Origin of the sequence: Bradyrhizobium betae (genome assembly GCF_050632175.1) — a bacterium.
Lineage (GTDB): Bacteria > Pseudomonadota > Alphaproteobacteria > Rhizobiales > Xanthobacteraceae > Bradyrhizobium > Bradyrhizobium betae_B.
In genome coordinates, this window is the sequence record NZ_CP192576.1 from 3,208,251 (window position 1) to 3,233,632 (window position 25,382).

The following is a 25,382-nucleotide window of genomic DNA, read 5'->3' on the forward strand; positions in this document are numbered from 1 at the left end:
GTGCGCAGAATCCCATACTAACGATCAACATGAAATGGATGGGCAGCGCCGGGGTTCTTCAATAGTATTCGCGCGATTTCAAAACAGAAAACTGCTGGGAGCTAACACACATGAAATCAGCCCTTTTGGCCGCTGTCGCGACGTCCGCCCTGATGCTGGCGGCGCCGGCCATGGCGCAAGGCGTCAAGATCGGCATCCTCAACGACCAGTCCGGCGTCTACGCCGATTACGGCGGCAAATGGTCGGTGGAAGCCGCCAAGATGGCGATCGAGGATTTCGGCGGCGAGGTGCTCGGCCAGAAGGTCGAGCTGGTCACCGCCGACCACCAGAACAAGCCTGATCTTGCGACCTCCATTGCGCGGCGCTGGTACGACGTCGAGAACGTCGACATGATCACGGAACTCACGACCTCCTCGGTCGCGCTCGCAATCCACGAGCTCTCCAAGGAAAAGAAGAAGATCGACATCGTCGTCGGCGCCGCGACCTCGCGCCTCACCGGCGATGCCTGCCAGCCCTACGGCTTCCACTGGGCCTATGACACCCGCGCGCTCGGTGTCGGCACCGGCGGTGCGCTGACCAAGGCGGGCGGCGATACCTGGTTCTTCCTCACCGCCGACTATGCCTTCGGCTACGCGCTGGAGAAGGACACCAGCGAGATTGTCACCGCCAATGGCGGCAAGGTGGTCGGTTCGGTGCGCGTTCCGCTCAACTCCTCGGACTTCTCCTCCTTCCTGCTGCAGGCGCAGAGCTCGAAGGCGAAGATCGTGGGTCTCGCCAATGCCGGCCTCGACACCACCAACTCGATCAAGCAGGCCTCGGAGTTCGGCATCGTCGCCGGCGGCCAGAAACTCGCCGGGCTCCTGATGACGCTCGCCGAGGTGAACGGTCTCGGCTTGCAGGCCGCGCAGGGCCTCGTGCTGACCGAAGGCTATTACTGGGACGTCAACGACCGCACCCGCAATCTCGGCGAACGCTTCCTCAAGCGCACCGGGCGGATGCCGAACATGATCCAGGCCGGCACCTATTCGGCGACGCTGAGCTATCTCAAGGCGGTCAAGGCCGCCGGCACCAAGGATCCAGACGCGGTCGCCAAGAAGCTGAAGGAGCTGCCGGTCGACGACGACTTCGCGCAAGGCGGCAAGGTGCTCGAGAACGGTCGCATGGTTCACGACATGTATCTGTTCGAGGTCAAGAAGCCGTCCGAGTCGAAGAAGCCCTGGGACTATTACAAGCAGCTCGCGGTGGTCCCCGGCGACAAGGCCTTCTTCACCGCCAAGGAGAGCGGCTGTCCGCTGACGAAGTAGCAGGAAGAGTTGAGGTCAGCGCCACAAATTCGCTGTCGTCCCCGCCTAGTGCGCAATTGCGCACGGGGGGCGGGGACCCATAACCCCGGGAGAAGTGGGATGCGAGAATCCCACCACGAGTTCTCGCAAAACTTCTCCCTGTGGTTATGGATCCCGGATCGGCGCTCCGCTTGTCCGGGATGACGGCGGATCGAGTGGCCGCAGCCTGCCCTCACACCAGCCGCAGCACCACCGCGCCCAGCGCTCCCGCCCACAGCGCAAGGGCGGCGATTCCCTGGATCGCAAAGCCCGGGCCGCGCTTGGCTGCCGCCTTCGAATAGCCGATGAAATAGACGATGCGGCCGATGATCCAGACCGCGCCGATCCCGGCCGCCATGGCGTCGCCGATATAGATCGCGAACAGCCAGAGCGCCGGCAGAAAGACCGGCATCCATTCCAGCGTGTTCATTTGAATGCGGAAGGCGCGCTCGAAATCGGGATGGCCCGACGTCGCGGGGACCTTGACGCCGGTCTTTTCCCGCACGCGCGAGACGTTGATGCAGACGAAGAGATAAAATGCAATCGCCAGCAGCGTGACGAGGGCGGTGAGATGATACATTGCCAATCCCTTCAAACGAGTTGCGCCTCAATAGCCGGTCAGCTCGAGATAGCCAACGCCGTCATGCGTGCCGGCGAAGCTGATCGGCCCCTCCCAATAGGAGAATCCGGTCCCCATCCAGGCTTTTGGATTGAGCGGCTTGCAGGAAATCGAGAAGGCGCGTGAGGGAATCGCGATCTGCCATTCCACCGGCAGCTTGCGTCCCGCAACGTCCGCGGTCGCCGTCGGCGTCATCTGGATATCGCCGCCGGCGATCATCTGCGTGTTGCCCGATGCACTGATCCAGTTGCCGAACGGATAATCCTTGCCGTCCTTCTGGCGCAGCCGGTACAGCATCAGCTTGTCGCCGGACGAAAGATGCAGCGACAGCCAGTCCCAGCCGGTCTGGTCGGCATCGAGCGGCTGGCTGCTCCATTCGCGGTCCATCCAGGCCTGGCCGGACACATCGACTGGCTTGTCGTCGATGGTGAGCGTGCCGCGTGCGCGGTAGAACGGCTGGCTGTAATAGTAGGAGGCTTGCCCGCGCTCGGACTTGCGGCTGTAGCCGTGGTCGCCCTGCAAGACGACCGGACGATCGGCCTCCAGCGTGAGCGCGTAGCTGAAGTCGGTGCCGGCGGCTTTCAGTGTGAGTGGCGACAGGGTGCGATCGTCGGTGCGCTCAAAGCCCTTCATCTCCCAATCGTCGATCCACGCCGCGAACGGCTTTGCTGTGACGCCGGCCTGCCCGACCCCGCCGCGCGAAAAGGTTTCGTTGAAGCGGTGGGTATCCGCGCGCGTCACCGCGGCATGCGCCATCCAGATCTGCTGATTGGCCCAGCCTTCGCCCTGCGGCCCCGGTAGTGCCGCCTGGCGGAACAGCGTCCATTGCAGGCCGCACGCCGCGCCGCTGCTGTCGACCAGGTTCGCCGTGAGGTACCACCATTCGATGCGAAACTCCGGATGAGGCCCGTGATCGGCGGGAAAGGAAAACTCCCTTCCCGGTGTCACCTTGGCAAAGCCATCTGCGGCTTCGCCCAGCCCGGCATAGCCTTGCGCGTCCGCGCGTCGTGCGAGGGCGAGCGCGGCGATGCCGCCGGCGAAGGCGCGCCGCGATATCCTGTCAGCGCTCATTGGCGAACACCTTGACGAGGCTCGCCGGCTGCATCCGCGCCAGCCGGATCATCGGCAGGAGCGCCGCAAACAACGAAGCGAACAGCGCGACAGCGACCAGTTCGACCAGCTGAAACGGAAATACATGGAACGGCAGTCGCCAGCCGAACGCCTTCACGTTGACGATCGCGATCAGACACCACGCCACCAACAGCCCGAGCGGCACGGCCAGCAGCGACGTGAACAGCGCAACCGACAGCGTCTTGATCAGCTCGACCGCGGCGAGGCGCGGCCGGGTGATGCCGATCGCCCACAGCGGCGCGAGCTGCGGCAGCCGCGAATTCGCCAGCGTCAGCAGGCTGGTCAGCAGCGCAATGCCGGCGACGCCGAGCGTGAACGCGTTCAGCGCCGATGTCACCGCAAAGGTGCGGTTGAAGATCCGGATCGATTCCGCCTTCACCGTCGCCTGGTCGGCGACGCTGCGATCGTCGAGCGCGAACTGCTTTTGCAACGCTGCGATCAGGCCGGAGATATTCTCCCTGGCGACAATCAGCCCGATCCGCGTCTGCGGCGTCTGCGGGAAATGCCGGATCAGGGCCGCGACATTCACGGTCAGCTGTCCCCTGGGATTGCCGTAATCGGCATAGATGCCGGCGATGTCGAGCTCCCAGCTTCCGCCGGGCGTCGGCACCTCGATAACATCGCCGACGCGCACATTCAGCCGCCGGCTCAACTGCTCGCTGATGAAGGCGGCATTGCCCGGCACCAGTTGGGTCCAGGCGCGCGGCGCGGCCTCCAGCAGCGGCCAGCGTTCGCGATAGAGCGCATGATCGGGCAGGCCGAGCAATTCCACGGGCTGGCCCCGAACCTGCGTCTCGGCGCGTCCGCCGGACAGGATGGCCTGAACGTCGCCGCGTTCTTTCAGCCAGTTGCGGATTGCAACGCCTTGCGCATTGTCGGAGGCGCTGATGTAGACGTCGGCCGCGAGCCGCCCGTTGAGCCAGCCGACAAACGTGCGGCTGAAGGTTTCCACCATGGTGGATACTCCGACATTGACGGCGAGCGCGAGCAGCAGCGCCATCAGCGCGAGGGACAATCCCGAGAGCTGCTGACGGCTGTCCGCCCAGAACCACAACGAAAGCGGCCCGCGCGCGGTGCGCTGGCCGGTGAGCAGGATGATCTCGAGGAAGGCCGGCAGGATCAGCGCCGCGCCGAGCATCAGCGCCGCCAGCACGCCGAAGCCTGCGATCAGCGATTGGCCGTACTGAAGCAGCAGCAGCGCGACCGCGAATACGCCGCAGGCCGCAAGGCTCTGCAGGATCAGCCAGCGCCGCTGCCGCTGCTGCCAGGCGTAGGGTTGCGCGGTCGCCAGCACCGGCATCCTGATGGCCTTGATCAGGCTGGTCGCCGCCGCGACGAGCGCACCGGCGATGCTGATGCCAATGCCGGCAAACCACCATTCGGGCTGCAGCGTGAGTTGCCCCGGGATCTGCGCGCCATAGAGCCCGCGTAGTGACGCCGCCACATCCGGCAGCAGCGCTGCTGCGATGAAATAGCCGCAGACCAGTCCGATCAGCCCGGCGACCAGCGCCAGCGCGACCAGCTCGACCACCAGCACCGTGTTGACCAGTCGCGCCGAGGCGCCGCAGGCCCGCAACGTGCGCAGCATCGGCAGCCGCTGCTCGAAGGCAAGGCCGACGGCGGAGTTGACGATGAACAGTCCGACGAAGAACGACAGCAGACCGAAGGCGGTGAGGTTCAGGTGAAAGCTGTCGGTGAGACGCTCCAGCTCCGTCTCCGCATTCGGCTCGACCCGCTGCAACGCCTCGCCGACGACGCTTCGCAGCGGCGCGGGCTTGCCCTTCGGCTTGCCGATCAGAAGCCGCGACACCTGGTCCGGCTTGTTCAGCAGAAGCTGCGCCACGCCGATGTCGACCACGAGCACGTCGGGCACGAGTTGCGGCAGCACGCGCAGCGGCGGCAGCTTTGCGCCGTTGCTGATCGGCGGCGCCGCGCCTTCCTGCTCCTGCAGATCGGTCAGCGTCTCCTTCGCGACCAGCGTCTGGCCGGGCGGGGCGACGAAGCCGCTCAGATCCGAAGCACCCAGCCGTGGTGCATTGCCGACATCGGCCGGCAGTGTCACCGGCTCGATGCCGAGCAATCGCACCGATCGTCCGTTGACCTGGACTCGTCCTTCCAGCACCGGCGACACCGGCCAGCCCGCGCGGCGGAGCTTGACGAAAAGATCCTGTGAAAAGGTCGCCGCGTCAGGCGCGACCAGCATCGCCGTGCGCACGCCGCCGAAGGTTGCGGCGGCACGGTCATAGGCATTGCGAGCCTGCTGGTTGATCGCCTGGACGCCGCTCCACAAAGCGGTCGCGGCGATCAGCCCGATCAGGAGCGTCGCGAACTGCATCTTGTGCCGCCGCCAATGGCTCAGGAGCACCGCGAGCACCCACAGCGCGCGCCTCATGCGATCCGTCCTGCGTGCAGGGTGAGATGGCGGTCGAGCGTGCCGGCCAGATGCAGGCTGTGCGTCACCATCAGGAAGCCGCAGCCGGTGCGGGCGACGAGGTCGCGCGTCAGCGCCAGCACGTCCTCGGCGGTGTCCTCGTCGAGATTGCCGGTCGGCTCGTCCGCCAGCAGCAGTGAAGGCTTTATCGCCAGCGCCCGGCCGATCGCGACCCGTTGCTGCTGGCCGCCTGATAATTGCTCTGGAAAACGCTTGAGCAGATGTCCGAGCCCGAGTCGCTCGGTCAACTCGCTGGACCAGGCCGCATCATGCCGGCCGGCGATCCGGGCCTGGAAGGCGAGATTGTCCGCGACCGACAGGCTGGGGATGAGATTGAACTGCTGAAAAACCAGGCCGATCCGGTCGCGCCGGAGCTTCGCGCGTTCTGCATCGGAAAGCTCGGTGACCTCGATGCCCTCGAGCCGGATCGTGCCGCCATCGGCGGCGTCCAGCCCGGCGATCAGGTGCAGCAGCGTGCTCTTGCCGCTGCCGGATTCGCCTGTCAGCGCGACGCGTTCGCCCGCCCTGAGATGGAGGTCGACCCCGCGCAGCACATGAACCGGTTCGCCGGCCGCGGAGAAGGTCTTCGCGAGATTTCGGATGGTCAGCACGATCAATGGCGCCGGGCGGAATTAACGGAAATGCTGCGTAGCACACCTGCCGTGGAAATGCCGGGGTTGCGTTGCCGTTCAAGCCGTTGTTAGCTCAGGCAACGGCCAAATCATAAAAGTGCCAAAAAGACATACGGGGAGAATGATGAGCGCTCAGGGAACGCCGTCCACGGCGGCTAAGACGGCAGGGGTATCCAGGGGCTTGGCAAAGGCTACGCCGAAGGGCGCCTGGACTGTCACGTTTCTCCTCTTTCTCTTCATGGTCGTGAACTTCGCCGACAAGATCGTCGTCGGTCTCGCCGGCGTGCCGATCATGACCGACATGAAGCTGAACGCCGAGCAATTCGGCCTGCTCGGCTCCTCGTTCTTCTTCCTGTTCTCGATCTCGGCCATCGTGGTCGGCTTCATCGTCAACAAGGTCCCGACGCGCTGGGTGCTGCTGACGCTGGCGGTGATCTGGGCGCTGGCGCAGTTCCCGATGGTCGGCACCGTCTCCTTCACCACGCTTCTGATCTGCCGCATCGTGCTGGGCGCGGGCGAAGGTCCGGCCTTCTCGGTGGCCGCGCACGCGATCTACAAGTGGTTCCCAGACGAGAAGCGCACGCTGCCGACCGCGATCCTGTCCCAGGGCTCGGCCTTCGGCGTCATCCTGGCCGTGCCGGCGCTGAACTGGGTCATCGTCAATCACTCCTGGCATTATGCCTTCGGCGCACTCGGCGTGGTCGGCCTGATCTGGGTCTGTGCCTGGCTGACGTTCGGCAAGGAAGGCCCGTTGGAGGATACACAGGCCATTGCTGTCAATGAGCCGAAAATCCCCTATGTGCAGCTTCTGACCTCGCGCACCTTCCTCGGCTGTGTGATCGCGACCTTCGGCGCTTATTGGGCGCTGTCGCTCGGCCTGACCTGGTTCACGCCGTTCATCGTCAAGGGCCTCGGCTTCTCGCAGAGCCAGGCCGGCTTCGTCTCGATCCTGCCCTGGGTGTTCGGCGCGACCGTCGTCATCCTCACCGGCTGGGTCTCGCAGGTGATGACGGCGCGCGGCTACACCACGCGCATCTCGCGCGGCGTGCTCGGCTCGGTGCCGCTGATCCTCGGCGGCCTGATCCTGGCGATGATGCCGCATGTCGCGGGAGCAGGCTTGCAGATCGCGCTGCTCGTGGTCGGCTCGGGCCTCTGCGGCGCGATCTATGTGGTCTGCCCGCCGATGCTCGGCGAGTTCACGCCGTCCTCGCAGCGCGGCGCGGTCATCGCGATCTACGGCGCGCTCTACACGCTCTCGGGCATCATCGCGCCGAACGTGATGGGCGCCGTGATTCAGCGCGCTGGAAACATGATCGACGGCTACATGACCGGCTTCACCATCAACGCGGTGGTGATGGTCGGCTCCGGCGTCATCGGCCTGCTGCTGCTGTGGCCGAACACGGAAAAGGCCAGGCTGACACGCGGCGCGGCTGCGCAGCCCGCGGCGCTGAAGGGCGCGGTGTCACCGACGTAAGGCGGCTGTTTCGCGCTACCCGCGCCAACCACAACTGTCATCCCGGACAAGCGAAGCGCAGATCCGGGATCCATAACCACAGGCAGTAGTTTGGCGAAAATTCGGAGTTGCCAGCTTAGCTCCAGAACCACCCCTGTGGTTATGGGTCCCCGCTTTCGCGAGGACGACACCGAGGTTGAGGCAGAGGTTTCAGCTTCAAAAGCTCTTCTACTGCATTCCCTGCGCGCCCCGGATCAGCTTCCCCGGCCGGCGTCCCGTCGCCTCACCCTGCCGCCGCGTCACCACGCCCGACATGATCGTCGCCTCGTAGCCGTCGACATCCTGCAACAGCCGCCGCCCGCCCACGGGCAGATCGTAGTGCACCTTCGGCGGATGCAGATGCAGCCGGTCGTAGTCGATCACATTGACGTCGGCCTTGTAGCCGGGCGCGATCAGCCCGCGATCGGTCAGGCCGACGGAGAGCGCGGTCTTGCGCGACTGCGCCGCGACCACGAACGGGATCGTCAGCTTCTCGCCGCGCTTGCGGTCACGGGTCCAGTGCGTCAGCAGATAGGTCGGGAAGCTGGCATCGCAGATGATGCCGCAATGGGCGCCGCCATCGGACAGGCCCGGCACCGATTGCGGATCGATCAGCATCTCGCGCGTCGCATCGAGATTGCCGTCGGCGTAGTTGAGGAACGGCACGTAGAGCATGCCCTTGCCGTCGTCCGACAGCATCGCGTCGTAGGCGAGTTCCTCCGGCTGCCGGCCCTGCTTGCGCGCCTGCGGGCCCAGCGCGTTCTCCGGCGGCTGCTCGTAATCGGGGGGATCGCCGAGCAGGAACATCTTGTCGTAGTTGGGCCGGAAGAACAGCGGATCGTCCGTTGCGGTCGCTGTCTCGCTGAGGATCGCTTTGCGCACATCGGGCTGATGCAGACGCGCCAGCCGCTCCTGCAGCGGCAGATGCGCGATCGCCTTGTAGCTGGGGTGAGTCTGGAACGGGTTGCGCGACAGCTCGAGCCCGAGCAGCAGCCCCACCGGGCGCGCTGCGATCTGTGCGGTGATCGAGAGGCCGCGCTTCGCCGCGGCATTGATCTCGTCCAGTGTCTGGCGCCAGCGGTTTGGCGCCTTGTCGTTCTGCGTGATCGAGAACGAGATCGGGCATTTCGTGGCGTCGGCCACCCGCAGCATCATCGGCAAATCTTCGTGGATGGTGGAGAGATCGAGCACGAATTGCAGCACGCTGCGGCCCTGGCTGTGCATCGCGCCCGCAATCGCCGTGAGCTCGTCCTCGCCGGCCTTCAGCGTCGGCGTGAAATCGCCGGTCGAGGTGCGGTGATTGAGCGTGCGCGAGGTCGAGAAGCCGAGCGCGCCGGAGCGCACCGCCTCGCCCGCGAGCTTTGCCATCGCCGAATTGTCCTCGGCCGTCGAGGGATCGCGGCGCGCGCCGCGCTCGCCCATCACATAGACCCGCAGCGCCGCGTGCGGCAGCTGCGCGCCGACGTCGATGTCGAAATCGCGCTTGGCGAGCCAGTCCATGTAGTCGGGAAAGCTTTCCCACGCCCAGGGAATGCCGGCGCTCAGCACCGGCTCGGGAATGTCCTCGACGCCTTCCATGAGCTGGATCAGGCGGGTGTGGTCGGCGGGCTTGCAGGGCGCAAAGCCGACGCCGCAATTGCCCATGATCGCCGTGGTGACGCCGTTCTGCGACGACGGCGTGATGTCCTGGCTCCAGGTGACCTGGCCGTCGTAATGGGTGTGCACGTCGACGAAGCCCGGCGTCACCAGCTTGCCGCGCGCGTCGATTTCTTCTTTGCCCTTCGTGGAGATCTTGCCGACCTCGCTGATCCTGCCGCTGGTGATGGCGACGTCGGCCTCGAACAGCTCGCCGCCGCTTCCATCCGCAACGGTGCCGCCGCGGATCACGAGATCAGGGGTGCTCATGGTGTTTCTTCCCGTTTTGTTGTTCTGCTTGGACGCATTTTCGGGTGCGCCTGCGCAGTGTCAACCGCGGGGAAGTGCGCTCAGGGTTGCGTCGCAGCCTTGGCTTGCGGCTTCCGCTCGGTTAACGGTGACAAAACCACTGTGGCGAGCATGAAGATCACAGAAGCCCCGAACACCCAGTGCGGCGCGCTCTGGTCCATGATCCAGCCGAACAGCAGCGGTGAGACGATGCCGCCGAGATTGAAGCCGGTCGAGACGATGCCGAAGGCGCGGCCGGCGGCGCCGGGAGGCGCGGCGTTGCGCACCAGCATGTCGCGCGAGGGCGCGATCACGCCGGAGAGAAATCCTGCGGTCGCCATCGTCAGGGTCAGCGCCCAGCCCGGCAGCGTGACCAGTGCGATCAGCAGCACGATCATCGCGTTCGCGGCAAAGCAGGCGGCGGCGACATAGCCGTGGCGCTCGGTGTGGTCGGCAAGGAAGCCGCCCGCGAGCACGCCGACGGCGCTCGAGGCGAGGAACGCGGTCAGCGCGACGTTGGCGGCGGAGTAGGACGCGCCATAACCGCTCATCAGCGCCACCACGCCGAAATTGTTGATGCCGGCAACCGACAGGCTGAGCAGCGTGAACAGCACGGTGAGCGTGATCAGCGCCGGCGTGATCACCGCCTGCTTCGGCGTGCGCTCGCTGCCGGGCTTTGTCTTGTGCGCGCCGGCATCGGGGATGCTCATCGTCACGAGCAGCAGCGCCACCAGCACGCCGATGGCACCCGCCGCGATCAGCGCGCCTGTGCCGCCGGACACGGTGACGAGTGCGGCAACGATCGCCGGCGCAACCGCGCCGCCGAGATAGCCGGCGAACGTGTGGATCGAGAACGCCCGGCCCATCCGCGCCTCATCCATGTGCTCTGCCAGGATGGCGTAATCGGCGGGGTGGTAGACGCTGTTGGCAAGGCCAAGCAGCACGGCGCAGGCGATCAGCGAAGCGTAACTCAGATGCAGCCCGAGCAGGATCAGCGCGAGCCCTCCCAGCGTCAGTCCGCCCAGCAGGATCCTGCGCGCGCCGAAATGGTCGACAAGATAGCCGGTCGGAGCCTGCGTCAGCCCGGACACGACCGCGGAGACCGTGAGCGCGAAGCCGAGCTCGACATAGCCGACGCCGAGTTGACCCTTCAGGAACGGGAACAGCATCGGCAGGACCAGCAGATGGAAATGGCTGACCCAATGCGCGATCGAAATCCCGGTCAACGTGCGCAGCGCGCTGTCCGTCTTGCCTTGCTGCGGTGCAGCGAGAACATCGACCATTGCAGTTCCGTTTCACTCCCGATGGGAGCGCAAACTATCGGGCAGAGCTGTTATTTGTCCATGAACGCAGGCGCATGGCAGGTAGTGCGGGCGCGGCTGCGGGACGTAACGTCCACTACAACGGCTCGTCATCCAGACCGTATCGGTCGCGCTTCGGCGTCGCCATATCGCCGTCCTCGTAATCGTCGTCGTCGGTGCCGAGCGGAGACGGCGGCTTCTTCGCCTTCTCGTCCGCCTGCTTGTTTTCCGCAACTTTGGGCGGCTCGCTTGGCTTGGCTGTCTTGGCCATGGCTGTTCCCGGATGGCGATGTGTCATCCGACTCTATCCTGAAAATATGTAGGGAGCCTGACTTATCTCAAGGGGCGCGATAGTGAGGTCAGCCGTGCACGATCGGTCCGCCCGCCTTCTTCCAGGCGTCGATGCCGCCGGCGATGTGCGCCGTGTTGGACAATCCGGCTTCCTTCGCTGCGGCCACCGCCATCGCCGAGCGTTCGCCAAAGGCGCAGAAGAACACGACGCGGCGCCCCGTGGCGGCCGCGACCTCGCGCAGCATGCCGCCGGGCTTCAGACTTTCCTCGACGCTCGGATAGGGCGTGTGCAGCGCGCCCTCGAGCATGCCGTGCTTGATCCGCTCGTTGCTCTCGCGCAGATCGACCAGCAGGATATCGGGCCGGCCGAGAACGCGGATTGCCTCGACCGCGCTCAGCGCGCGACCCTCCTTCTCCAGCTCCTCCTGATGCAGGCCGACATGCATGTTGGCAGGCACCGCCACGTCCATCATCTTCGGATTGGGCAGCTTCAAATTGGCCATCAGCTCGATATATTCGTCGACCGAGCGCACCTGCAGCCGCGGATTGTAGCGCTTCTCCTCACCAATGGTGGAGACGGTGTCGCCCTTGTAGTCATGTGCCGGGAACACCATCGTCTCCTCCGGCAGCTTCAGGAGGCGGTTGAAGATCGAATCGTATTGCGCGCGCGACGAGCCGTTCTGGAAATCGGTGCGGCCGGTGCCGCGGATCAGCAGCGTGTCGCCGGTGAAGACGCGGTCGCCCATCAGGTAGGAATAGGAATCGTCGGTGTGGCCCGGCGTGTACATCACGTCGAGCGACAGGCCCTCGATGGTCACCTTGTCGCCGTCGGCGACCCGCATCGCCACCACGTCGGCCTTGGTCTGGTCGCCCATCACGGTCATGCAATGGGTGCGGTCGCGCAGCTCGCCGAGGCCGGTGACGTGATCGGCGTGCAGATGGGTATCGACCGCCTTCACCAGCTTGAGGTCGAGCTCGCGCAGCAGCTGGCAATAGCGGTCGACCTTCTCCAGCACGGGATCGAGGATCAGCGCCTCGCCGCCGGGGCGGCTGGCGAGGACGTAACTGTAGGTGCCCGAAACGCTGTCGAAGAGCTGGCGGAAGATCATGGCAAGGCCCGGTGTGGAACTGAATTCGAGGATTTTACTACGCCAGCCATTATAAAGAGAAGCAATTCACTGTGTAGACAATAAAAACTAGAAGATTTTTATTGCGCGTGATGGGTCTTGGTGCCTCCCCCATGCAACGCTGTCATCGCCCGGCTTGACCGGGCGATCCAGTACTCCGTGACGGCAGTGATAGAGCCGATGGGCCGCGGCGTACTGGATTCCCCGCCTTCGCGGGGAATGACGCCGAGGGTGTCGCAGCGCTTTGCCACAAGAGCCTCCGGCCCCGCCTATCCCGCAATCCCGGGATTGCCGTCGACGCCCTTCAGCGTGACGCCTGAGCCGAGCCGCTCCTGAAACATCCGGCCCGAGCGCAGATATTTGGCCACCACGTCCCACACCGGCGCGCCCTGCTGGCCGTTTACCGAGGCCCAACCCGCGACCTTGTAGCGATGGCTTGCGCTCAGTGCCTTGCCGCCGTTGAGCCTGACATCGGAAATGCGGCTGCCGATCGCGGCATTCGGCGTGCAGGCGTAGCCGAGCCCGCCGGCGCGCACCATGTCGCCGCCTTGCTGATAATAGGGATCGGCATTGAAGAGGTTGTCGCAGATGTCTTCCAGGACGTTCTTGATCTCGGCGCCGGTCATCTCCTGCACATAGGTCTCGGGATAGGTGATCGCGGTCTCCGCGAGCAAATCCTCCATCGTCAGCGGCTGGCCGGGCAGCGCGGTGACGCCCCAGCGGAAGCCCGGCGACAGCGCGATCTCGGCATCGAGCTCGGTGCGCAGCGCAGAGCAGATCACCTCGTCGATGGGGCCGGCGAAATTGTCGCGGCGATAGAGCAAACGGTCAGGCGTTGCGATCCTGTCCGACCAGTCGGCCACGTGCGGCGCGCGGACCCGGCCGATCAGTTCGGCCATGGCAGGGTCGGGCTTGAGCAACTCGGAATAGACCGGCAGCAGACGATATCTGACGTCGCCGACCTTGCCCTTGTCGAGTGCGAGATCGAGCACGCCCAAGAACTTCCCGTTGGAGCCGGCATTGGTCACGAGCGTCGTACCGCCCGCGTTCTTCACCGCGACCGGCTGCGGGATTGCGTCATGGGTATGGCCGCCGAGGATGACGTCGATGCCGGTGACGCGGCTTGCGAGCTTGAGGTCGACGTCCATGCCATTGTGCGACAGCAGGATAACGGCATCGACCTTGTCGGTGCCGCGCAAGGCATCGACGTGCTTCTGCAATTCCTCCTCGCGGATGCCGAAGGTCCAGTCCGGCGTGAACCGCTTGGGATGCGCGATCGGCACGTAAGGAAAGGCCTGGCCGACGATCGCGACGCGATAGCCGCCGAGCTCCTTGATCACGGAGGGCTTGAACACGCGGCCGCTCGCCTTGTCGAAGGCCGGGGCGTCGTTGAACGCCGCTTCCTCGGTCAGGAAGACGTTCTGTGCCAGAAACTCGCCCTTGAAGCGCTCGAGATTGTCGCGCAGCACCTGCTCGCCATAGGTGAATTCCCAGTGTCCGGTCATCGCCTCGATGCCGAGCAGATTGGCGACCTCGACCATGTCGCGGCCCTGCATGACGTTGGCAAGCGCGGTGCCCTGCCAGAGGTCGCCGCCGTCGACCAGCAGCGAACGACCATCGCCGACGTCGCTCCGCAGCCGATCGATCAGCGTCTTCAGGTGGGCGAAGCCGCCGAGCTTGCCGAAGCGCGCCGCTGACTTCTCGAACTCCAGGCAGCTGAAGGCATAGGCATCGGCGCTGTCGGCCCGGACCCCGAAGCGCTCCAGGAAGGCGCGGCCGACCAGATGCGGCGGCCGCCCCGCCATCTCGCCGACGCCGATATTGACGCTGGGCTCGCGGACATAGACCGGGTTGAGCTGCGCATGGGTGTCGGTGGTGTGCAGGATGCGCGCATTGCCGAACCGTTCGAGGTCGTAAATGCTCGCGGTCTCGGCGCTACGCGCCGGTCTCGGCAGGCTCAGCGATGCTGCGAGAATGCCTGCATTCCAAAGGAAATCACGGCGGCGGATCGCCATCCCAGATTCTCCGCGCCTGTTCTCGGCCGTTCGACGGTTCCACAAGATCTGAGCTTAGCGGATTTCCATCGCCTTCCATGCTTCTTTTTCGGACATGGCCTGGAAGATCGACGCCTTCGCCAGCGCCTCGGCCTCCTTCGCTGCGGTCGTCGCGCGTTCGAAATCGCCGCCGTCCGCGGCGCGCTTCGCCGCCGCCAGCGCCGATACAGTCACGGTCCACTGGTTGCGCATGCCGGCCGCCTCCCTGGAGGCGGCTTCGGCAGCGGCATAGGCCGCTTTGTAATCCGCCTCGTTTGCCGCGCTCGCGGCAGGCGCGAGGCCCAAGGCGAGCAACATGGCGAGGGGAAATGACCGCTTCATGGCCGTGCTCCCGGCCCCGAGATCGGCAAGCCGTTGGCGACATAGGAGAGGAAGTATTCGACGTCGCGATATTCGTCCGCCTGCGGCTCCAGCGGAACCGCACGGGTCTGGCTGTTGCAGGTCAGGAAGCGCCGGCTGGTCGTGCCCATGCCGCTCCATTCGGAGCGGTATATCGGCATCGCGCTCAGGATACCGAGCGCCGGCGCCAAAATCTCGGCGCGGATGCGCTCCCCGGGCTCTGCACGTGGCAGCTCGCGCAGGAGAAATTGAGCTGACCGCGGCGGGTATAGAAATAGCGCTTGCCGTTCTCGAACGCCGCGAGCGCGCGGGGGTCGTCGGGAATCCTGATGTCCATCGGCTTGCCGCGCGAGGTGAAGGCCATGTACGCGGTCAGTGAGGCCATCTCGTCCTTGACGTAGGAATAGGGCGCCTCGCCATTGGCCTCGCGGCAGCGATTGAGCGCGAGCTCCAGCGTGACGACCTTGCCTTCCTTCTCGTCGAAATAGGGATAGTTCTGGCGAATGCCGATGCCGCCGTTCGGGAAGCAGTCGGCATAGGTCTTGCCGTTCTTGAACGGCGTCGAAAACATCTCTTTGCCGGCGTCGAGCGCGAACTCGTAGGGCGGAAATTCTTCCTTCTCCTGCCACTGCCGCTTCATGTCCGCGTTCATCGAATAAGGGCCGTTGACGAAATCCTCGTGCTTCACGTCAGGGAATTTCTGGAAGAAGAAATTCCGGAACGCCTTGGCATCGGCGACGGGGTCGACCTTGTCGGCGGCGACCACGCGCGGAGAGGTCAGCACCAACGCGACGAGCGCGGCACTGAGCGAGCCAAGCAGGAGAGCAGAGCGGGGCTTCATCACGCGATCTTCGCGGTGATCGTATCCGACCCGCCCTTGTTGTCGGTCCAGGAGATCTTGAGGTCATCGCCCTTCTTCGCACCCTTGAAGCTGAACTTGACGTAGGGATCCTTGGAGATCGCGGTGCCCCAATCGGCGACGAAGACGTCTTTGCCGTTGCATTCGAACTTCAGCTGCTGGATGAAATGCGCGGGGATCAGCTCGCCCTTGGCGTCCTTCACGAAGCCGGTGTCCATGGGATGCTGGATCAGCGTCTGCACCTCGGTGATGTCGCCGTTGGATGTTGCGCGCACGCGAATGCTTGATGCCATCGGATCGATCCTCCTAGCCGCCGCAGCCGCCGACTGTGACTTTCACTTCCTTGGTCGCGCTGTAGAGTTTGCCGTCGGCTTCCACGATTGCGGTCAATTTGGTGGTCTTGGCCATCTTCAGGCGATTGGCGACGCTGGGAATCGTGCCATCCGGAATCCTGTAGCTTGCGGCCAGCGCATTCGGATTCTCGGCGACGAAGAACGAGATCGAGGTCACCTTGTCGAGCGTCGTCGTCACCGAGATCGGGACGACGCCGCCATTCTCGGCGATCTCGGGCGCATCCAGCTTGACCTTGTCGGACGCCTCGGCGGTCTTGCCGTAGAGCGCCTTGATCGCGTCCGCCTCGCTCTTCTGCTTGAACGCCTCCTCCGGATATTTGTCGTTGGCTGCGGCGTGCGCGGGCGCGAACGGCAGGTTGCCAAGGCCGAGCAGGGCGACCGACGCTGCGCCCTGAAGAATCAGGCGCCGTGTCGGACGAGGGTGTTGGGTCATCTCGAAATCTCCTGGCGGCCTGAGGTCACAGCGTCTGCAGGAAATCAACGATCGCGCTGATTTCCTGTTCGGTCAAAATCCGGTTTCGGCCGAACGGCGGCATCATGGTTTGCGGATTGCGCTTGGTCTCGTCGAAGATGATCGCCGCCAGCTCGTTGCGATCGGGGTATTTTGATTTGATGTCCTTCAGCTCCGGGCCAATCGTGCCGGGCAGGTCGCCGCCCTTGATGACATGGCAGGTCAGGCAGTTGCCCTTGCCGCGGTCGAAGGCGAGTTTCTGCCCGTCCGCCATGGCGGATTGCGCCCGCGCGGAGCTTCCGGCAAGGCCGGTGGCGATGGTCAGCAGGACGTAGAGGACGGGCGTCCGGGGAAAGGCGGTCAAGGCGTCATTCCGAGGCGTTATGTCGATGATCTCGTTCGCGGCAATATAGCGCGTTCCAAAGCACAAAGGGCATCGTCTGACAATCAAGACTATGCACGCGGCAAAATGGAGTTAATATCTTCCGCATTGCAACTTGAAGAGATAGCTCGTTCATCGGATGGGCTGGGACTAGCAAATTATTCCGGGGCGTTTGTTCCTTAAGGCACTCTTTTCTGCTTCACATTTTTGGGGACCTCAATTGGCTGAATATGTCGTCGAATTTGGCAGGGACGGCGGACGGGTCGAGTCGGATGGGCGACTCGATGCGCCGGCATTTCATCGCAATCACGAATCGCTCTGGGCGGCGCTGGAAAAACATCTCGCCGGCCTGACTGGCAACGTGATCGAGCTCGGCAGCGGAACCGGACAGCACGTGGTCCAATTCGCGCAGCACACCCCCGGCCTGATCTGGTGGCCGAGCGACCTCAACCAGCGCCACCTCAAGAGCATCGAAGCCTGGCGCGTTCATTCGGGCCTGAAGAACATCCGTAGTCCCTTGCGGATCGACCTCGCCGATCCCGACTGGTGTCCGGAGCTGAAAAACGGCCAGGTGCCGACCAGCCTCGCCGCATTGTTCTGCGCCAACGTCATCCACATCGCGCCGTGGAGCGTGGCCGAAGGCCTGTTCGCCGGCGCCGGCCGCTATTTGCGCGCCGACGGCAAGCTGCTGCTCTACGGTCCGTTCAAGCGCGACGGCAAGCACACCGCGCTCAGCAACGCCGTGTTCGACACCTCCTTGCGTGAGGGCAACCCCGACTGGGGCGTGCGCGATATCAGCGACGTCGAGATGCTCGCGCGCCGTGCGCGCCTGGGTCTGGTCGATACGATCGAGATGCCCGCGAACAATCTGACGCTGGTGTTTGCGCGGTAGTTAAGGTCGTCATGCCCGGGCTTGTCCGGGCATCCACGTTCTTCGTGCGGCAAAGCAAGGCGTGGATGGCCGGGTCAAGCCCGGCCACGACAGCGCTAGTCCTGGTCCCGCCACCCGATCTTGTCCTTCAGAAACCGGAAACCGATCACCTCGAAGCCCGCGCGCTCCTTGTTGTCCTTGCCGTAGCCGTGGCCGCCGGCTTCCGGCTCGTAGAACCAGGCCTCGTAGCCCATCGCCTGGAGCTTTGCCGCCATCTTGCGCGCGTGGCCGGGATGGACGCGGTCGTCGCGGCGCGTGGTGGCGATCAGGATCGGCGGATAGGGTTGGCCGGCTTTGACGTTATGATAGGCCGAGTAGGTCTTCAGCCACTCCCATTCATCCGGCTTGTCGGGATCGCCATATTCCGCAATCCAGCTCGCGCCCGCGAGCAGCTTGGTGTAGCGGCGCATGTCGATCAGCGGGATGGTGCAGAATAGCGCGCCGAAGCGCTCGGGGTATCGCACCAGCATGTTGGTGATGAGGATGCCGCCGTTCGATCCGCCTTGCGCTGCGATGCGCTTTGGCCTGGTCACGCCGCGGCGGACGAGATCGGCGGCCACGGCGGCGAAATCGTCGTGCGACAATCTCTTGCCGGCGAGGCGGCCGGCATCGTGCCAGCGCGTGCCGAACTCGCCGCCGCCGCGCAAGTTCGCCTGCACCGTGGTGCCGCCGCGCTCCAGCCACAGCTTGCCGAGCGACGGATTGTAGTACGGCTTCACCGAATGGGCGAAGCCGCCATAGGCACTCATGTAGACCGGCGCATCGCCGGTCTCGGCTGCTGGACCCGTCTGCACATAGGGAATGCGCTCGCCGTCGATCGAGATCGCCTCGTGCTGCGTCACCACGAGACCATCCGCGGTGAACGTCTTCGGCGCCTGCTTCAGCACGGTCGGGCTTGCGACGCCGCGCGCGAGCAACAGCAGCGACGGCGGCGTCAGCGGGTCCTGCACGTTGGCGAGCAGGTCGCCGTTGCTTTCGGAGGGATGGCGATCGAGCGGCCAGATGTCGACGACGCCGATCTGCGGGAGGCCGGGCAGCGACTCGCGGCTCCAGCCGTGAGAGGATGGCGTGCAGATCTCGAATTGCGGCTTGAGCTCGTCGAGGATCGACAGCACCAGTCTGCCGCCCGCCCAGAACAGGCCTTGCAAGGCGCGCCGCGGTTCAGGCTCGAACAGGACCACAAAATCGCGACTGCCGGCGAGGAACGCCGAGAGTGACATGCCGAGCACGGTGTCGGTGGCATAGCTTCGGCCTTCGACCGCCCAGTCCGCGCGCAGCTTCATCGCGAACCAGTCGCCATGGGCCTGCATCCAGACGCCGGTCGGCAGGTCGAGCTTCGTCGCCGCACCAAGCGCATCGCGCAGCCAGATGGTGTGGTTGAAGAAGTCGATCTGGTCGATGATCCACACCCGCGGCGCCGAGCCGGTGTCGTCGGCCATGCCGGAGAGCGCCATGTGATCCGCGGTGGTCTCGAGGATCACCTGCGCCTGATCGACCGGCTGGCCGCGCCGCCACAGCCGAACGGTTCGCGAATAGCCGGAGCTCGTCGCCATGCCCTCGCCATGGGCGCTGGACAGCAGCAGCGTGTCGGCATCGAGCCAGTCGGCGCCGCCCTTGGCTTCCGGCAGCACAAAACCATCCGCAACGAAGCTCTTGGTGTCGAGGTCGAACTCGCGCAACGTCACGGCGTCGCTGCCGCCGCGCGACAGGCTTAGGATCGCCCGCGAGCTGCCCGTCTGCGTAGCGATGCCGCTCAGCAGCCAGTCCTCGCCTTCGCGCGCGGCGAGCTGGTCGATATCCAGCATGGTCTCCCACGCCGGCTCGGCTTTGCGAAACTCCGCCAGCGTGGTGCGCCGCCACAGGCCGCGCGGGTTGACGGCGTCCTTCCAGAGATTGTGCAGGTCAGCGCCGCGCCGGCTGACATAGGGAATGTTGTCGGGACGATCGTAGATCGCCGCGAGGACGTCGCGGTCGCGCGCGAAAGCCTCTCCACCAAACGCGTCGAGCGTCAGCCGGTTCTGCCGTTCGACGAAGGCGAGTGCGCGCTCGCCTTCGATCTCCTCCAGCCACAACCAGGGATCGTCGTCGGGAGCGCTGAGCGTGGGCCTGTCGTCGACGGACATGAACGAAACTCCGAAACAATGCGGCGGATAGGATTTGATCGAGCGCAAGCCGTCAAGAGCGCGGCCCGCTATCATCCCTCCGATTGCGTCAGGGGCATGGCCCGCGCCCGTTTGCGCTGGTTGCCCGCCCTTCCGCACCGCTCCATAGTGCCGGGAATCAACAAAACCCCTGTAAAGACCTTCGGGCGGAAATGCCGATGTTGGACGTGACTTCAGCCAATGAGATCGATGCCGACGCGCGCGTGCGTGCCAATGTGGTGCGCCTCGCCGCGGCACAGGCGCTGACCGGCGCCAACTCGGCGGTGATCTTCGCCACGGGCGCGATCGTCGGCGCCACGCTCGCGCCCGATATGTCGTTCGCGACGGTGCCGATCTCGATGTATGTGGTGGGCCTCGCCGCCGGCACGCTGCCGACCGGCGCGATCTCGCGCCGTTTCGGACGCCGCGCGGCTTTTGTCGTCGGCACCGCTCTGGGGACGCTGACCGGCCTGCTCGGCTCGTTCGCGATCCTGCACGGCTCCTTCGCGCTGTTTTGTTTGGCGACCTTCCTCGGCGGCCTCTACGGCGCGGTGGCGCAATCCTATCGCTTCGCCGCGGCGGATGGCGCCAGCGCGGCCTACCGGCCGAAGGCGGTGTCGTGGGTGATGGCCGGCGGCGTGTTCGCCGGCGTGCTCGGTCCGCAGCTCGTACAATGGACCATGGACGTCTGGCAGCCCTATCTGTTTGCCTTCAGCTTCCTGGTGCAGGCCGCGGTGGCGCTGATCGCGATGGGCATCGTCGCCGGCGTCGACATGCCCAAGCCGGCGCCGGCCGACCTGCATGGCGGACGGCCGCTGCTCACCATCGTGACCCAGCCGCGCTTCATCGCTGCGGCGCTGTGCGGCATCGTCTCATATCCCATGATGAATCTGGTGATGACCTCGGCACCGCTCGCCATGAAGCTGTGCGGCCTCAGCCTGTCCGATTCCAATTTCGGCATTCAATGGCACATCGTCGCCATGTACGGTCCGAGCTTCTTCACGGGCACCTTGATCAGCCGGCTCGGCGCGCCGAAGACGGTCGCGATCGGGCTGCTGCTGGAAGCCGGCGCCGCCACGATCGGCCTCTCCGGCATCACCGCGATGCATTTCTGGGCCACGCTGATCGTGCTCGGCGTGGGCTGGAATTTCTCCTTCATCGGTGCCTCCGCGCTGGTGCTGGAGACGCACCGCCCGCAGGAGCGCAACAAGGTGCAGGCCTTCAACGATTTCCTCGTGTTCGGCATGATGGCGATCGGCTCGTTTTCTTCCGGGCAACTGCTCGCGAATTACGGCTGGTCGGCGGTGAACATGGTGGTGTTCCCGCCCGTGGCGCTCGGCCTTGTCGTGCTCTCGCTCGTCTCGTATGCGCGCCGTCGCCGGGCACGGCTCGAGGCCGCGATGGGTGAGTTCCCGGACGCAATCTGATTGTCAGGAGGCTGTCAGCAGCGTTGACACTTCGATCATGGTCGAAGTGATTTTCTGAGGAGAGTTAATTAGATGTCGTCATGGCCGGGCTTGTCCCGGCCATCCACGTCTTGGGCGCGGATCGAAGAACGTGGATGCCCGGGCATAGGCGAGCGGAAGCGACGCCGTCCTTCAGACGGCTATGCCCGGGCATGACGGAGTAGGCGGCAATGCTCGACAATCCTCAGCCCATCATCGACGAATCCTCCCGCCGCTACGAAGGCTGGCGCATCGTCGCGGTCTGCTTCCTGCTCGCGACCTTCGGCTGGGGGCTCGGCTTCTACGGCCAGAGTGTCTATGTCGCCGAATTGCAGCGCGCGCGAGGCTGGCCGACCTCGCTGATCTCCTCCGGCACCACGTTCTTCTATCTGTTCGGCGCGTTGCTCGTCGTCTTCGTCGGCGAAGCCGTCCGAAAGTACGGTCCGCGCATCTGCCTGATATCGGGCACGCTGGCGATGGCGGCCGCTGCGGTCGCGATCGGCGCCGTGCGCGAGCCCTGGCAGCTTTATCTCGCCAACGCCGTGCTCGCCTTCGGCTGGGCCGGCACCAGTCTCGCCATGATCACCAACACCATCAGCCTGTGGTTCGACCAGAAGCGCGGCATGGCGATCAGTCTGGCGCTGAATGGTGCCAGCTTTGGCGGCATCGTCGGTGTGCCGCTGCTCGTTATGCTGATCGGCCATATCGGTTTTGCCGGCGCGATGTACGCTGCTGCCGGCGCCATGCTGGTGCTGCTGTTGCCGGTGATCCTCTTTTTCGTCGGCCGCCCGCCCGATCTTCACGGCTGGCATGCGACGGCGCGACCAAAGCCGCAATCCTCGAGCCGAGATCCGCGCATGGGCGCTGCGCGACGTCGGCTTCCTCACGGTGACCATTGCCTTTGCCCTGGTGTTGTTCGCGCAGGTCGGCTTCATCGTGCACCTGATCTCGTTCCTCGATCCGGTGATCGGCCGCGAGCGCGCCGCGGTCGCAGTCGCCGTGCTGACCGCGATGGCGGTGGTCGGCCGCGTGCTGTTCTCGATGGTGATCGACCGCCTCAACCAGCGGCTGGCGTCGGCGCTGTCGTTTTTGAGCCAGGCGGCGGCGCTTCTCGTCGTCATCAACCTGCACAACGACTATGTGCTGATCGCGGCCTGCGCCGTGTTCGGCTTCTCGGTCGGTAACCTCATCACGCTGCCCTCGCTGATCGTGCAGCGGGAGTTCGAGTCAGCCTCGTTCGGCGTGCTGATCAGCCTGAATACCGCGATCAACCAGGTGACCTATGCATTCGGCCCCGGCGTGGTCGGCATCCTCCGCGACTGGTCCGGCGGCCATGCGCTGCCGTTCTATGTGTGTATTGCGCTTGAGGTGGTGGCGGCAGCGTTGATCATGGTGCGAGGGCGACCGCGAGCGATGACTGCTTGATGGCGCTGCGGCGCCTCAAAATACTCCGTCATTGCGAGCGCAGCGAAGCAATCCAGAACTCTCTGCGGCGACAGTCTGGATTGCTTCGTCGCTTCGCTCCTCGCAATGACGGGGTGAGAGCGGAGTTTACCATTCCCGCTGCTTCAGCAACGCCTCGACATCCAGCCGCTTGGTAAACATGGCCAGCTTGCCATCCGCCCCGAACGGCCACTGCTCCTTGGGCTTGTCCCAATACAGCTCCACGCCATTCTCGTCGGGATCGCGCAGATACAACGCCTCGGACACGCCGTGATCGCTGGCGCCGTCGAGTGCGATGCCGGCCGACAGCACCCGATGCAGCGCATCCGCCAGCGCGGGCCGCGTCGGATAGAGGATCGCGGTGTGGAACAGGCCCGTCGTGCCGGGCGGTGGCGGCGAGCCGCCCTTGCTCTCCCAGGTGTTGAGCCCGATGTGGTGATGATAGCCTCCGGCCGAGATGAAGGCCGCGCCCGAGCCCATCCGCTGCATCAGCTCGAAGCCGAGCACGCCGCAATAAAATCCGAGCGCGCGATCGAGATCGGCGACCTTGAGGTGGACGTGGCCGATCCTGGTGCCGGCGGCGACGGCGGGGGTCTGCGACATGGTGGTGCTCCGTTGATGAACTCCACATAGGCCGGGCGCCGGGACAGCGCCACCGGCCCATCCCGAAACCTATCGTTTCCGGATGCGTGCCTACGACAGCTCCGGCAGCTCGCCCTCCGGCAGCTCGAACGCGAACGTGTTCAGCGTCATCGACACCATCGTGTAGTAGCCGCAAAGCCCGATCACTTCGACCACGCCGCGCTCGCCGAGCAGTTTTACCGCCGCGTCGTAGAGCCCCTTCTCGACGCCGTGGCCCTCATGCAGCGATTTTGCGAGATCGTAGATCATCTTACCCTCTAGGTCGTCGAACTCCGGCGTGCGGCGGTCGCGGATCGCGTCGATGATCTCCGGCCTCATGCCGCCCGCGAGCGCCAGGCGCTTGTGCGCCCACCATTCGTAATGCGCGGTCCAGTGCCGCGCTGTCACCAGGATGGCGATCTCCGAAAGCCTCGCCGGGAAGATCGTGTCGTAGCGCAGCACCTCGCCGAGCCGCGTGGCGTGACGGGCCATGTCGGGGCTGTTGAGCCAGGCCATCATCGGCGCCGGCGGCTTGCCGCGCTTGCCGGCAATCGATTCGTCATAGGTCTGCCGCTGGCTCTCGTTCATTTCGCCAGGCGAAAGAAGTTTCAGGCGCATTGTCGTTTCCTCTTTGTTTTCAAGCACCGTCGTCGCTCCGACTATAGCCGATTGCACGGCACGGAAGTGGTTGAATTCCACGATGCTCTGGCCCAGAGTCGCGGCCAACAAGTCGATTTTGAGTGATGGAAACGACCAATGACCGACTCCAAAACCAGCGACACCGAGACCGCCGATCTCGAAAAATTCCGCAACGAAACGCGGGCCTGGCTGGAAGCCAATTGCCCGCCGGAGATGCGCAAGCCCGCAACATCCGACGACGACGTGTTCTGGGGCGGACGCAATACCAAATTCGCCTCCGAGCCGCAGCGCATCTGGTTCGAGCGCATGCGCGACAAGGGCTGGACCGTGCCGGACTGGCCCAGGGAATATGGCGGTGGCGGCCTCAGCGCCGCCGAGCACAAGGTGCTGCGCGCCGAGATGGGACGAATCGGCGCGCGTCCGCCGCTGTCGAGTTTCGGCATCTGGATGCTCGGGCCGGCGCTGCTGAAATACGGCAACGAGGCGCAGAAGAAGGAGCACCTGCCGAAGATCGCCGCGGGCCTGATCCGCTGGTGCCAGGGCTATTCCGAGCCGAACGCCGGCTCCGATCTCGCCTCGCTGCAGACCCGCGCCGAAAGCGACGGCGACGATTTCGTCATCACGGGCTCGAAGATCTGGACCTCCTACGCCAACTACGCCGACTGGATCTTCTGCCTCGTCCGCACCGACGCGAGTGCGAAGAAGCACGACGGCATCAGCTTCATCCTGTTCGACATGACCTCGAAGGGCGTGACCACCAAGCCGATCCTGCTGATCTCAGGCTATTCGCCGTTCTGCGAAACCTTCTTCGACGGCGTCCGCGTGCCGAAATCGCATGTGGTCGGCACCGTCAACCGCGGTTGGGACGTCGCGAAATATCTGCTGCAGCACGAGCGCGCGATGATCTCGGGCATGGGCGAGCGCGGCGTCGGTCGCCCGCTCGGCCAGATCGCGGCCGACTCCGTCGGCTCCGATGCGCTGGGGCGGCTCGACGATGCGATGCTGCGCGGCAAGATCGCCAGCTTCGACGTCGATGAAGCCGCGCTCGCGGCTTGCGCCGAACGCGCGGTCGATCTCGCCAAGGCCGGGCAGGCGCATCCGGCGTTCTCGTCGGCGATGAAATATTACGGCACCGAGCTCAACAAGCGCCGCTACGAGATCCTGATGTCGGCCGGCGGCGTCGATGCTCTGGAATGGGAGAGCGAGCGCTCCAGGCAGGGCGCCCGCCCGCGCGCCTGGCTGCGCACCAAGGCCAACTCGATCGAGGGCGGCACCACGGAGGTGATGCTCGGCATCGTCGCCAAGCGCATTTTGGACTTGCCGGGGGCGTAGCGCTTTCCGTCATTCCGGGGCGCGCACAGCGCGAGCCCGGAATCCATTCGTCCACCGACTCCGCCGCCTGATGGATTCCGGGCCTGGCCCTTCGGGCCATCCCGGAATGACGACGATAAATAG

At 65.0% G+C, this 25,382-nt stretch carries 21 protein-coding genes and 2 pseudogenes; 6 read left to right on the top strand and 17 right to left on the bottom strand.

The window, feature by feature from the left end:
• Nucleotides 1-110 precede the first annotated feature (110 nt).
• Complete coding sequence (locus ACQ86E_RS15395; protein ID WP_431206088.1) at nucleotides 111-1,304, top strand: ABC transporter substrate-binding protein; 1,194 nt, start codon at nucleotides 111-113, stop codon at nucleotides 1,302-1,304.
• A gap of 211 nt (nucleotides 1,305-1,515) precedes the next feature.
• Here the strand turns inward: ACQ86E_RS15395 and ACQ86E_RS15400 are convergent, their stop codons facing one another.
• From ACQ86E_RS15400 to ACQ86E_RS15415, 4 genes are read right to left on the bottom strand one after another with little or no spacing between them, the layout of a single operon-like run.
• Nucleotides 1,516-1,902, bottom strand: coding sequence for an MAPEG family protein (locus tag ACQ86E_RS15400; RefSeq protein WP_431206089.1), 387 nt, complete (start codon nucleotides 1,900-1,902; stop codon nucleotides 1,516-1,518).
• Nucleotides 1,903-1,929: 27 nt separating this feature from the next.
• Entirely contained in the window at nucleotides 1,930-3,012 is a 1,083-nt protein-coding gene (locus ACQ86E_RS15405) for a lipocalin-like domain-containing protein (RefSeq protein ID WP_431206090.1), read from the bottom strand.
• Complete coding sequence (locus ACQ86E_RS15410; protein WP_431206091.1) at nucleotides 3,002-5,464, bottom strand: ABC transporter permease; 2,463 nt, start codon at nucleotides 5,462-5,464, stop codon at nucleotides 3,002-3,004. Before ACQ86E_RS15410 ends, ACQ86E_RS15405 begins: the two co-directional genes overlap by 11 nt.
• The gene (locus tag ACQ86E_RS15415; protein WP_431206092.1) at nucleotides 5,461-6,114 is read right to left on the bottom strand and encodes an ABC transporter ATP-binding protein; all 654 of its coding nucleotides are present in this window, start codon (nucleotides 6,112-6,114) and stop codon (nucleotides 5,461-5,463) included. The genes ACQ86E_RS15410 and ACQ86E_RS15415 overlap by 4 nt, the downstream gene beginning before the upstream one ends.
• Nucleotides 6,115-6,259: 145 nt before the next feature.
• Between ACQ86E_RS15415 and ACQ86E_RS15420 the strand changes: the two genes are divergently transcribed.
• Nucleotides 6,260-7,609, top strand: a complete 1,350-nt coding sequence (locus ACQ86E_RS15420) for an MFS transporter (RefSeq protein WP_431206482.1) — start codon at nucleotides 6,260-6,262, stop codon at nucleotides 7,607-7,609.
• A gap of 207 nt (nucleotides 7,610-7,816) precedes the next feature.
• Here ACQ86E_RS15420 and ACQ86E_RS15425 read toward each other — a convergent pair whose 3' ends face one another.
• The 10 genes and pseudogenes from ACQ86E_RS15425 to soxX all read right to left on the bottom strand — a co-directional run bounded on the left by ACQ86E_RS15425 (nucleotide 7,817) and on the right by soxX (nucleotide 16,689).
• A complete protein-coding gene (locus ACQ86E_RS15425; protein ID WP_431206093.1) occupies nucleotides 7,817-9,532 on the bottom strand; it encodes an N-acyl-D-amino-acid deacylase family protein in 1,716 nt (571 codons plus the stop codon).
• An 80-nt stretch (nucleotides 9,533-9,612) separates the two neighbouring features.
• Complete coding sequence (locus tag ACQ86E_RS15430) at nucleotides 9,613-10,833, bottom strand: MFS transporter (RefSeq protein ID WP_431206094.1); 1,221 nt, start codon at nucleotides 10,831-10,833, stop codon at nucleotides 9,613-9,615.
• Nucleotides 10,834-10,948: 115 nt separating this feature from the next.
• Complete coding sequence (locus ACQ86E_RS15435) at nucleotides 10,949-11,122, bottom strand: hypothetical protein (RefSeq protein WP_431206095.1); 174 nt, start codon at nucleotides 11,120-11,122, stop codon at nucleotides 10,949-10,951.
• Between the two features lie 88 nt (nucleotides 11,123-11,210).
• Nucleotides 11,211-12,251, bottom strand: coding sequence for an MBL fold metallo-hydrolase (locus tag ACQ86E_RS15440; RefSeq protein WP_431206096.1), 1,041 nt, complete (start codon nucleotides 12,249-12,251; stop codon nucleotides 11,211-11,213).
• A 287-nt stretch (nucleotides 12,252-12,538) separates the two neighbouring features.
• Nucleotides 12,539-14,284, bottom strand: coding sequence for a thiosulfohydrolase SoxB (gene soxB / locus ACQ86E_RS15445; RefSeq protein WP_431206097.1), 1,746 nt, complete (start codon nucleotides 14,282-14,284; stop codon nucleotides 12,539-12,541).
• A gap of 54 nt (nucleotides 14,285-14,338) precedes the next feature.
• Entirely contained in the window at nucleotides 14,339-14,644 is a 306-nt protein-coding gene (locus ACQ86E_RS15450; protein WP_431206098.1) for a hypothetical protein, read from the bottom strand.
• Nucleotides 14,641-15,503: pseudogene (gene soxA / locus ACQ86E_RS15455) on the bottom strand (sulfur oxidation c-type cytochrome SoxA). Before soxA ends, ACQ86E_RS15450 begins: the two are co-directional and overlap by 4 nt.
• Entirely contained in the window at nucleotides 15,503-15,814 is a 312-nt protein-coding gene (soxZ, locus tag ACQ86E_RS15460; protein WP_431206099.1) for a thiosulfate oxidation carrier complex protein SoxZ, read from the bottom strand. Before soxZ ends, soxA begins: the two are co-directional and overlap by 1 nt.
• Before the next feature lie 13 nt (nucleotides 15,815-15,827).
• Entirely contained in the window at nucleotides 15,828-16,307 is a 480-nt protein-coding gene (gene soxY, locus ACQ86E_RS15465; protein WP_431206100.1) for a thiosulfate oxidation carrier protein SoxY, read from the bottom strand.
• Between the two features lie 25 nt (nucleotides 16,308-16,332).
• Nucleotides 16,333-16,689 (bottom strand): sulfur oxidation c-type cytochrome SoxX, encoded by a 357-nt coding sequence (gene soxX / locus ACQ86E_RS15470; RefSeq protein WP_431206101.1) that lies wholly within the window; start codon nucleotides 16,687-16,689, stop codon nucleotides 16,333-16,335.
• Between the two features lie 238 nt (nucleotides 16,690-16,927).
• Here soxX and ACQ86E_RS15475 point away from each other — a divergent pair, with 238 nt between their 5' ends.
• Nucleotides 16,928-17,599 (top strand): DUF938 domain-containing protein, encoded by a 672-nt coding sequence (locus ACQ86E_RS15475; RefSeq protein WP_431206102.1) that lies wholly within the window; start codon nucleotides 16,928-16,930, stop codon nucleotides 17,597-17,599.
• A 95-nt stretch (nucleotides 17,600-17,694) separates the two neighbouring features.
• Here the strand turns inward: ACQ86E_RS15475 and ACQ86E_RS15480 are convergent, their stop codons facing one another.
• Nucleotides 17,695-19,761, bottom strand: a complete 2,067-nt coding sequence (locus ACQ86E_RS15480) for a prolyl oligopeptidase family serine peptidase (protein ID WP_431206103.1) — start codon at nucleotides 19,759-19,761, stop codon at nucleotides 17,695-17,697.
• A gap of 197 nt (nucleotides 19,762-19,958) precedes the next feature.
• Between ACQ86E_RS15480 and ACQ86E_RS15485 the strand changes: the two genes are divergently transcribed.
• Both ACQ86E_RS15485 and ACQ86E_RS15490 read left to right on the top strand, forming a co-directional pair.
• Nucleotides 19,959-21,206, top strand: a complete 1,248-nt coding sequence (locus ACQ86E_RS15485) for an MFS transporter (protein WP_431206104.1) — start codon at nucleotides 19,959-19,961, stop codon at nucleotides 21,204-21,206.
• 209 nt (nucleotides 21,207-21,415) lie between these two features.
• Nucleotides 21,416-22,649: pseudogene (locus ACQ86E_RS15490) on the top strand (MFS transporter).
• 126 nt (nucleotides 22,650-22,775) lie between these two features.
• Here the strand turns inward: ACQ86E_RS15490 and ACQ86E_RS15495 are convergent.
• Nucleotides 22,776-23,270, bottom strand: coding sequence for a VOC family protein (locus ACQ86E_RS15495; protein WP_431206105.1), 495 nt, complete (start codon nucleotides 23,268-23,270; stop codon nucleotides 22,776-22,778).
• Between the two features lie 90 nt (nucleotides 23,271-23,360).
• On the bottom strand, nucleotides 23,361-23,906 hold the full coding sequence (locus tag ACQ86E_RS15500) for a carboxymuconolactone decarboxylase family protein (protein WP_431206106.1): 546 nt from the start codon (nucleotides 23,904-23,906) through the stop codon (nucleotides 23,361-23,363).
• 138 nt (nucleotides 23,907-24,044) lie between these two features.
• On the opposite strand from ACQ86E_RS15500, the gene ACQ86E_RS15505 reads away from it, so the two are divergent.
• A complete protein-coding gene (locus ACQ86E_RS15505) occupies nucleotides 24,045-25,259 on the top strand; it encodes an acyl-CoA dehydrogenase family protein (protein ID WP_431206107.1) in 1,215 nt (404 codons plus the stop codon).
• The last annotated feature ends 123 nt before the right edge of the window (nucleotides 25,260-25,382 follow it).

What these genes read in the sequence shown, in the direction of transcription:
- soxY (WP_431206100.1), bottom strand. Translation starts at nt 16,307, where the DNA reads ATGACCCAACACCCTCGTCCGACACGGCGCCTGATTCTTCAGGGCGCA.
- ACQ86E_RS15430 (WP_431206094.1), bottom strand. Translation starts at nt 10,833, where the DNA reads ATGGTCGATGTTCTCGCTGCACCGCAGCAAGGCAAGACGGACAGCGCG.
- ACQ86E_RS15505 (WP_431206107.1), top strand. Translation starts at nt 24,045, where the DNA reads ATGACCGACTCCAAAACCAGCGACACCGAGACCGCCGATCTCGAAAAA.
- ACQ86E_RS15500 (WP_431206106.1), bottom strand. Translation starts at nt 23,906, where the DNA reads ATGCGCCTGAAACTTCTTTCGCCTGGCGAAATGAACGAGAGCCAGCGG.
- ACQ86E_RS15495 (WP_431206105.1), bottom strand. Translation starts at nt 23,270, where the DNA reads ATGTCGCAGACCCCCGCCGTCGCCGCCGGCACCAGGATCGGCCACGTC.
- ACQ86E_RS15410 (WP_431206091.1), bottom strand. Translation starts at nt 5,464, where the DNA reads ATGAGGCGCGCGCTGTGGGTGCTCGCGGTGCTCCTGAGCCATTGGCGG.
- ACQ86E_RS15420 (WP_431206482.1), top strand. Translation starts at nt 6,260, where the DNA reads ATGAGCGCTCAGGGAACGCCGTCCACGGCGGCTAAGACGGCAGGGGTA.
- ACQ86E_RS15425 (WP_431206093.1), bottom strand. Translation starts at nt 9,532, where the DNA reads ATGAGCACCCCTGATCTCGTGATCCGCGGCGGCACCGTTGCGGATGGA.
- ACQ86E_RS15405 (WP_431206090.1), bottom strand. Translation starts at nt 3,012, where the DNA reads ATGAGCGCTGACAGGATATCGCGGCGCGCCTTCGCCGGCGGCATCGCC.
- ACQ86E_RS15485 (WP_431206104.1), top strand. Translation starts at nt 19,959, where the DNA reads ATGTTGGACGTGACTTCAGCCAATGAGATCGATGCCGACGCGCGCGTG.
- ACQ86E_RS15450 (WP_431206098.1), bottom strand. Translation starts at nt 14,644, where the DNA reads ATGAAGCGGTCATTTCCCCTCGCCATGTTGCTCGCCTTGGGCCTCGCG.
- soxZ (WP_431206099.1), bottom strand. Translation starts at nt 15,814, where the DNA reads ATGGCATCAAGCATTCGCGTGCGCGCAACATCCAACGGCGACATCACC.
- ACQ86E_RS15395 (WP_431206088.1), top strand. Translation starts at nt 111, where the DNA reads ATGAAATCAGCCCTTTTGGCCGCTGTCGCGACGTCCGCCCTGATGCTG.
- soxB (WP_431206097.1), bottom strand. Translation starts at nt 14,284, where the DNA reads ATGGCGATCCGCCGCCGTGATTTCCTTTGGAATGCAGGCATTCTCGCA.
- ACQ86E_RS15440 (WP_431206096.1), bottom strand. Translation starts at nt 12,251, where the DNA reads ATGATCTTCCGCCAGCTCTTCGACAGCGTTTCGGGCACCTACAGTTAC.
- ACQ86E_RS15435 (WP_431206095.1), bottom strand. Translation starts at nt 11,122, where the DNA reads ATGGCCAAGACAGCCAAGCCAAGCGAGCCGCCCAAAGTTGCGGAAAAC.
- ACQ86E_RS15400 (WP_431206089.1), bottom strand. Translation starts at nt 1,902, where the DNA reads ATGTATCATCTCACCGCCCTCGTCACGCTGCTGGCGATTGCATTTTAT.
- ACQ86E_RS15480 (WP_431206103.1), bottom strand. Translation starts at nt 19,761, where the DNA reads ATGTCCGTCGACGACAGGCCCACGCTCAGCGCTCCCGACGACGATCCC.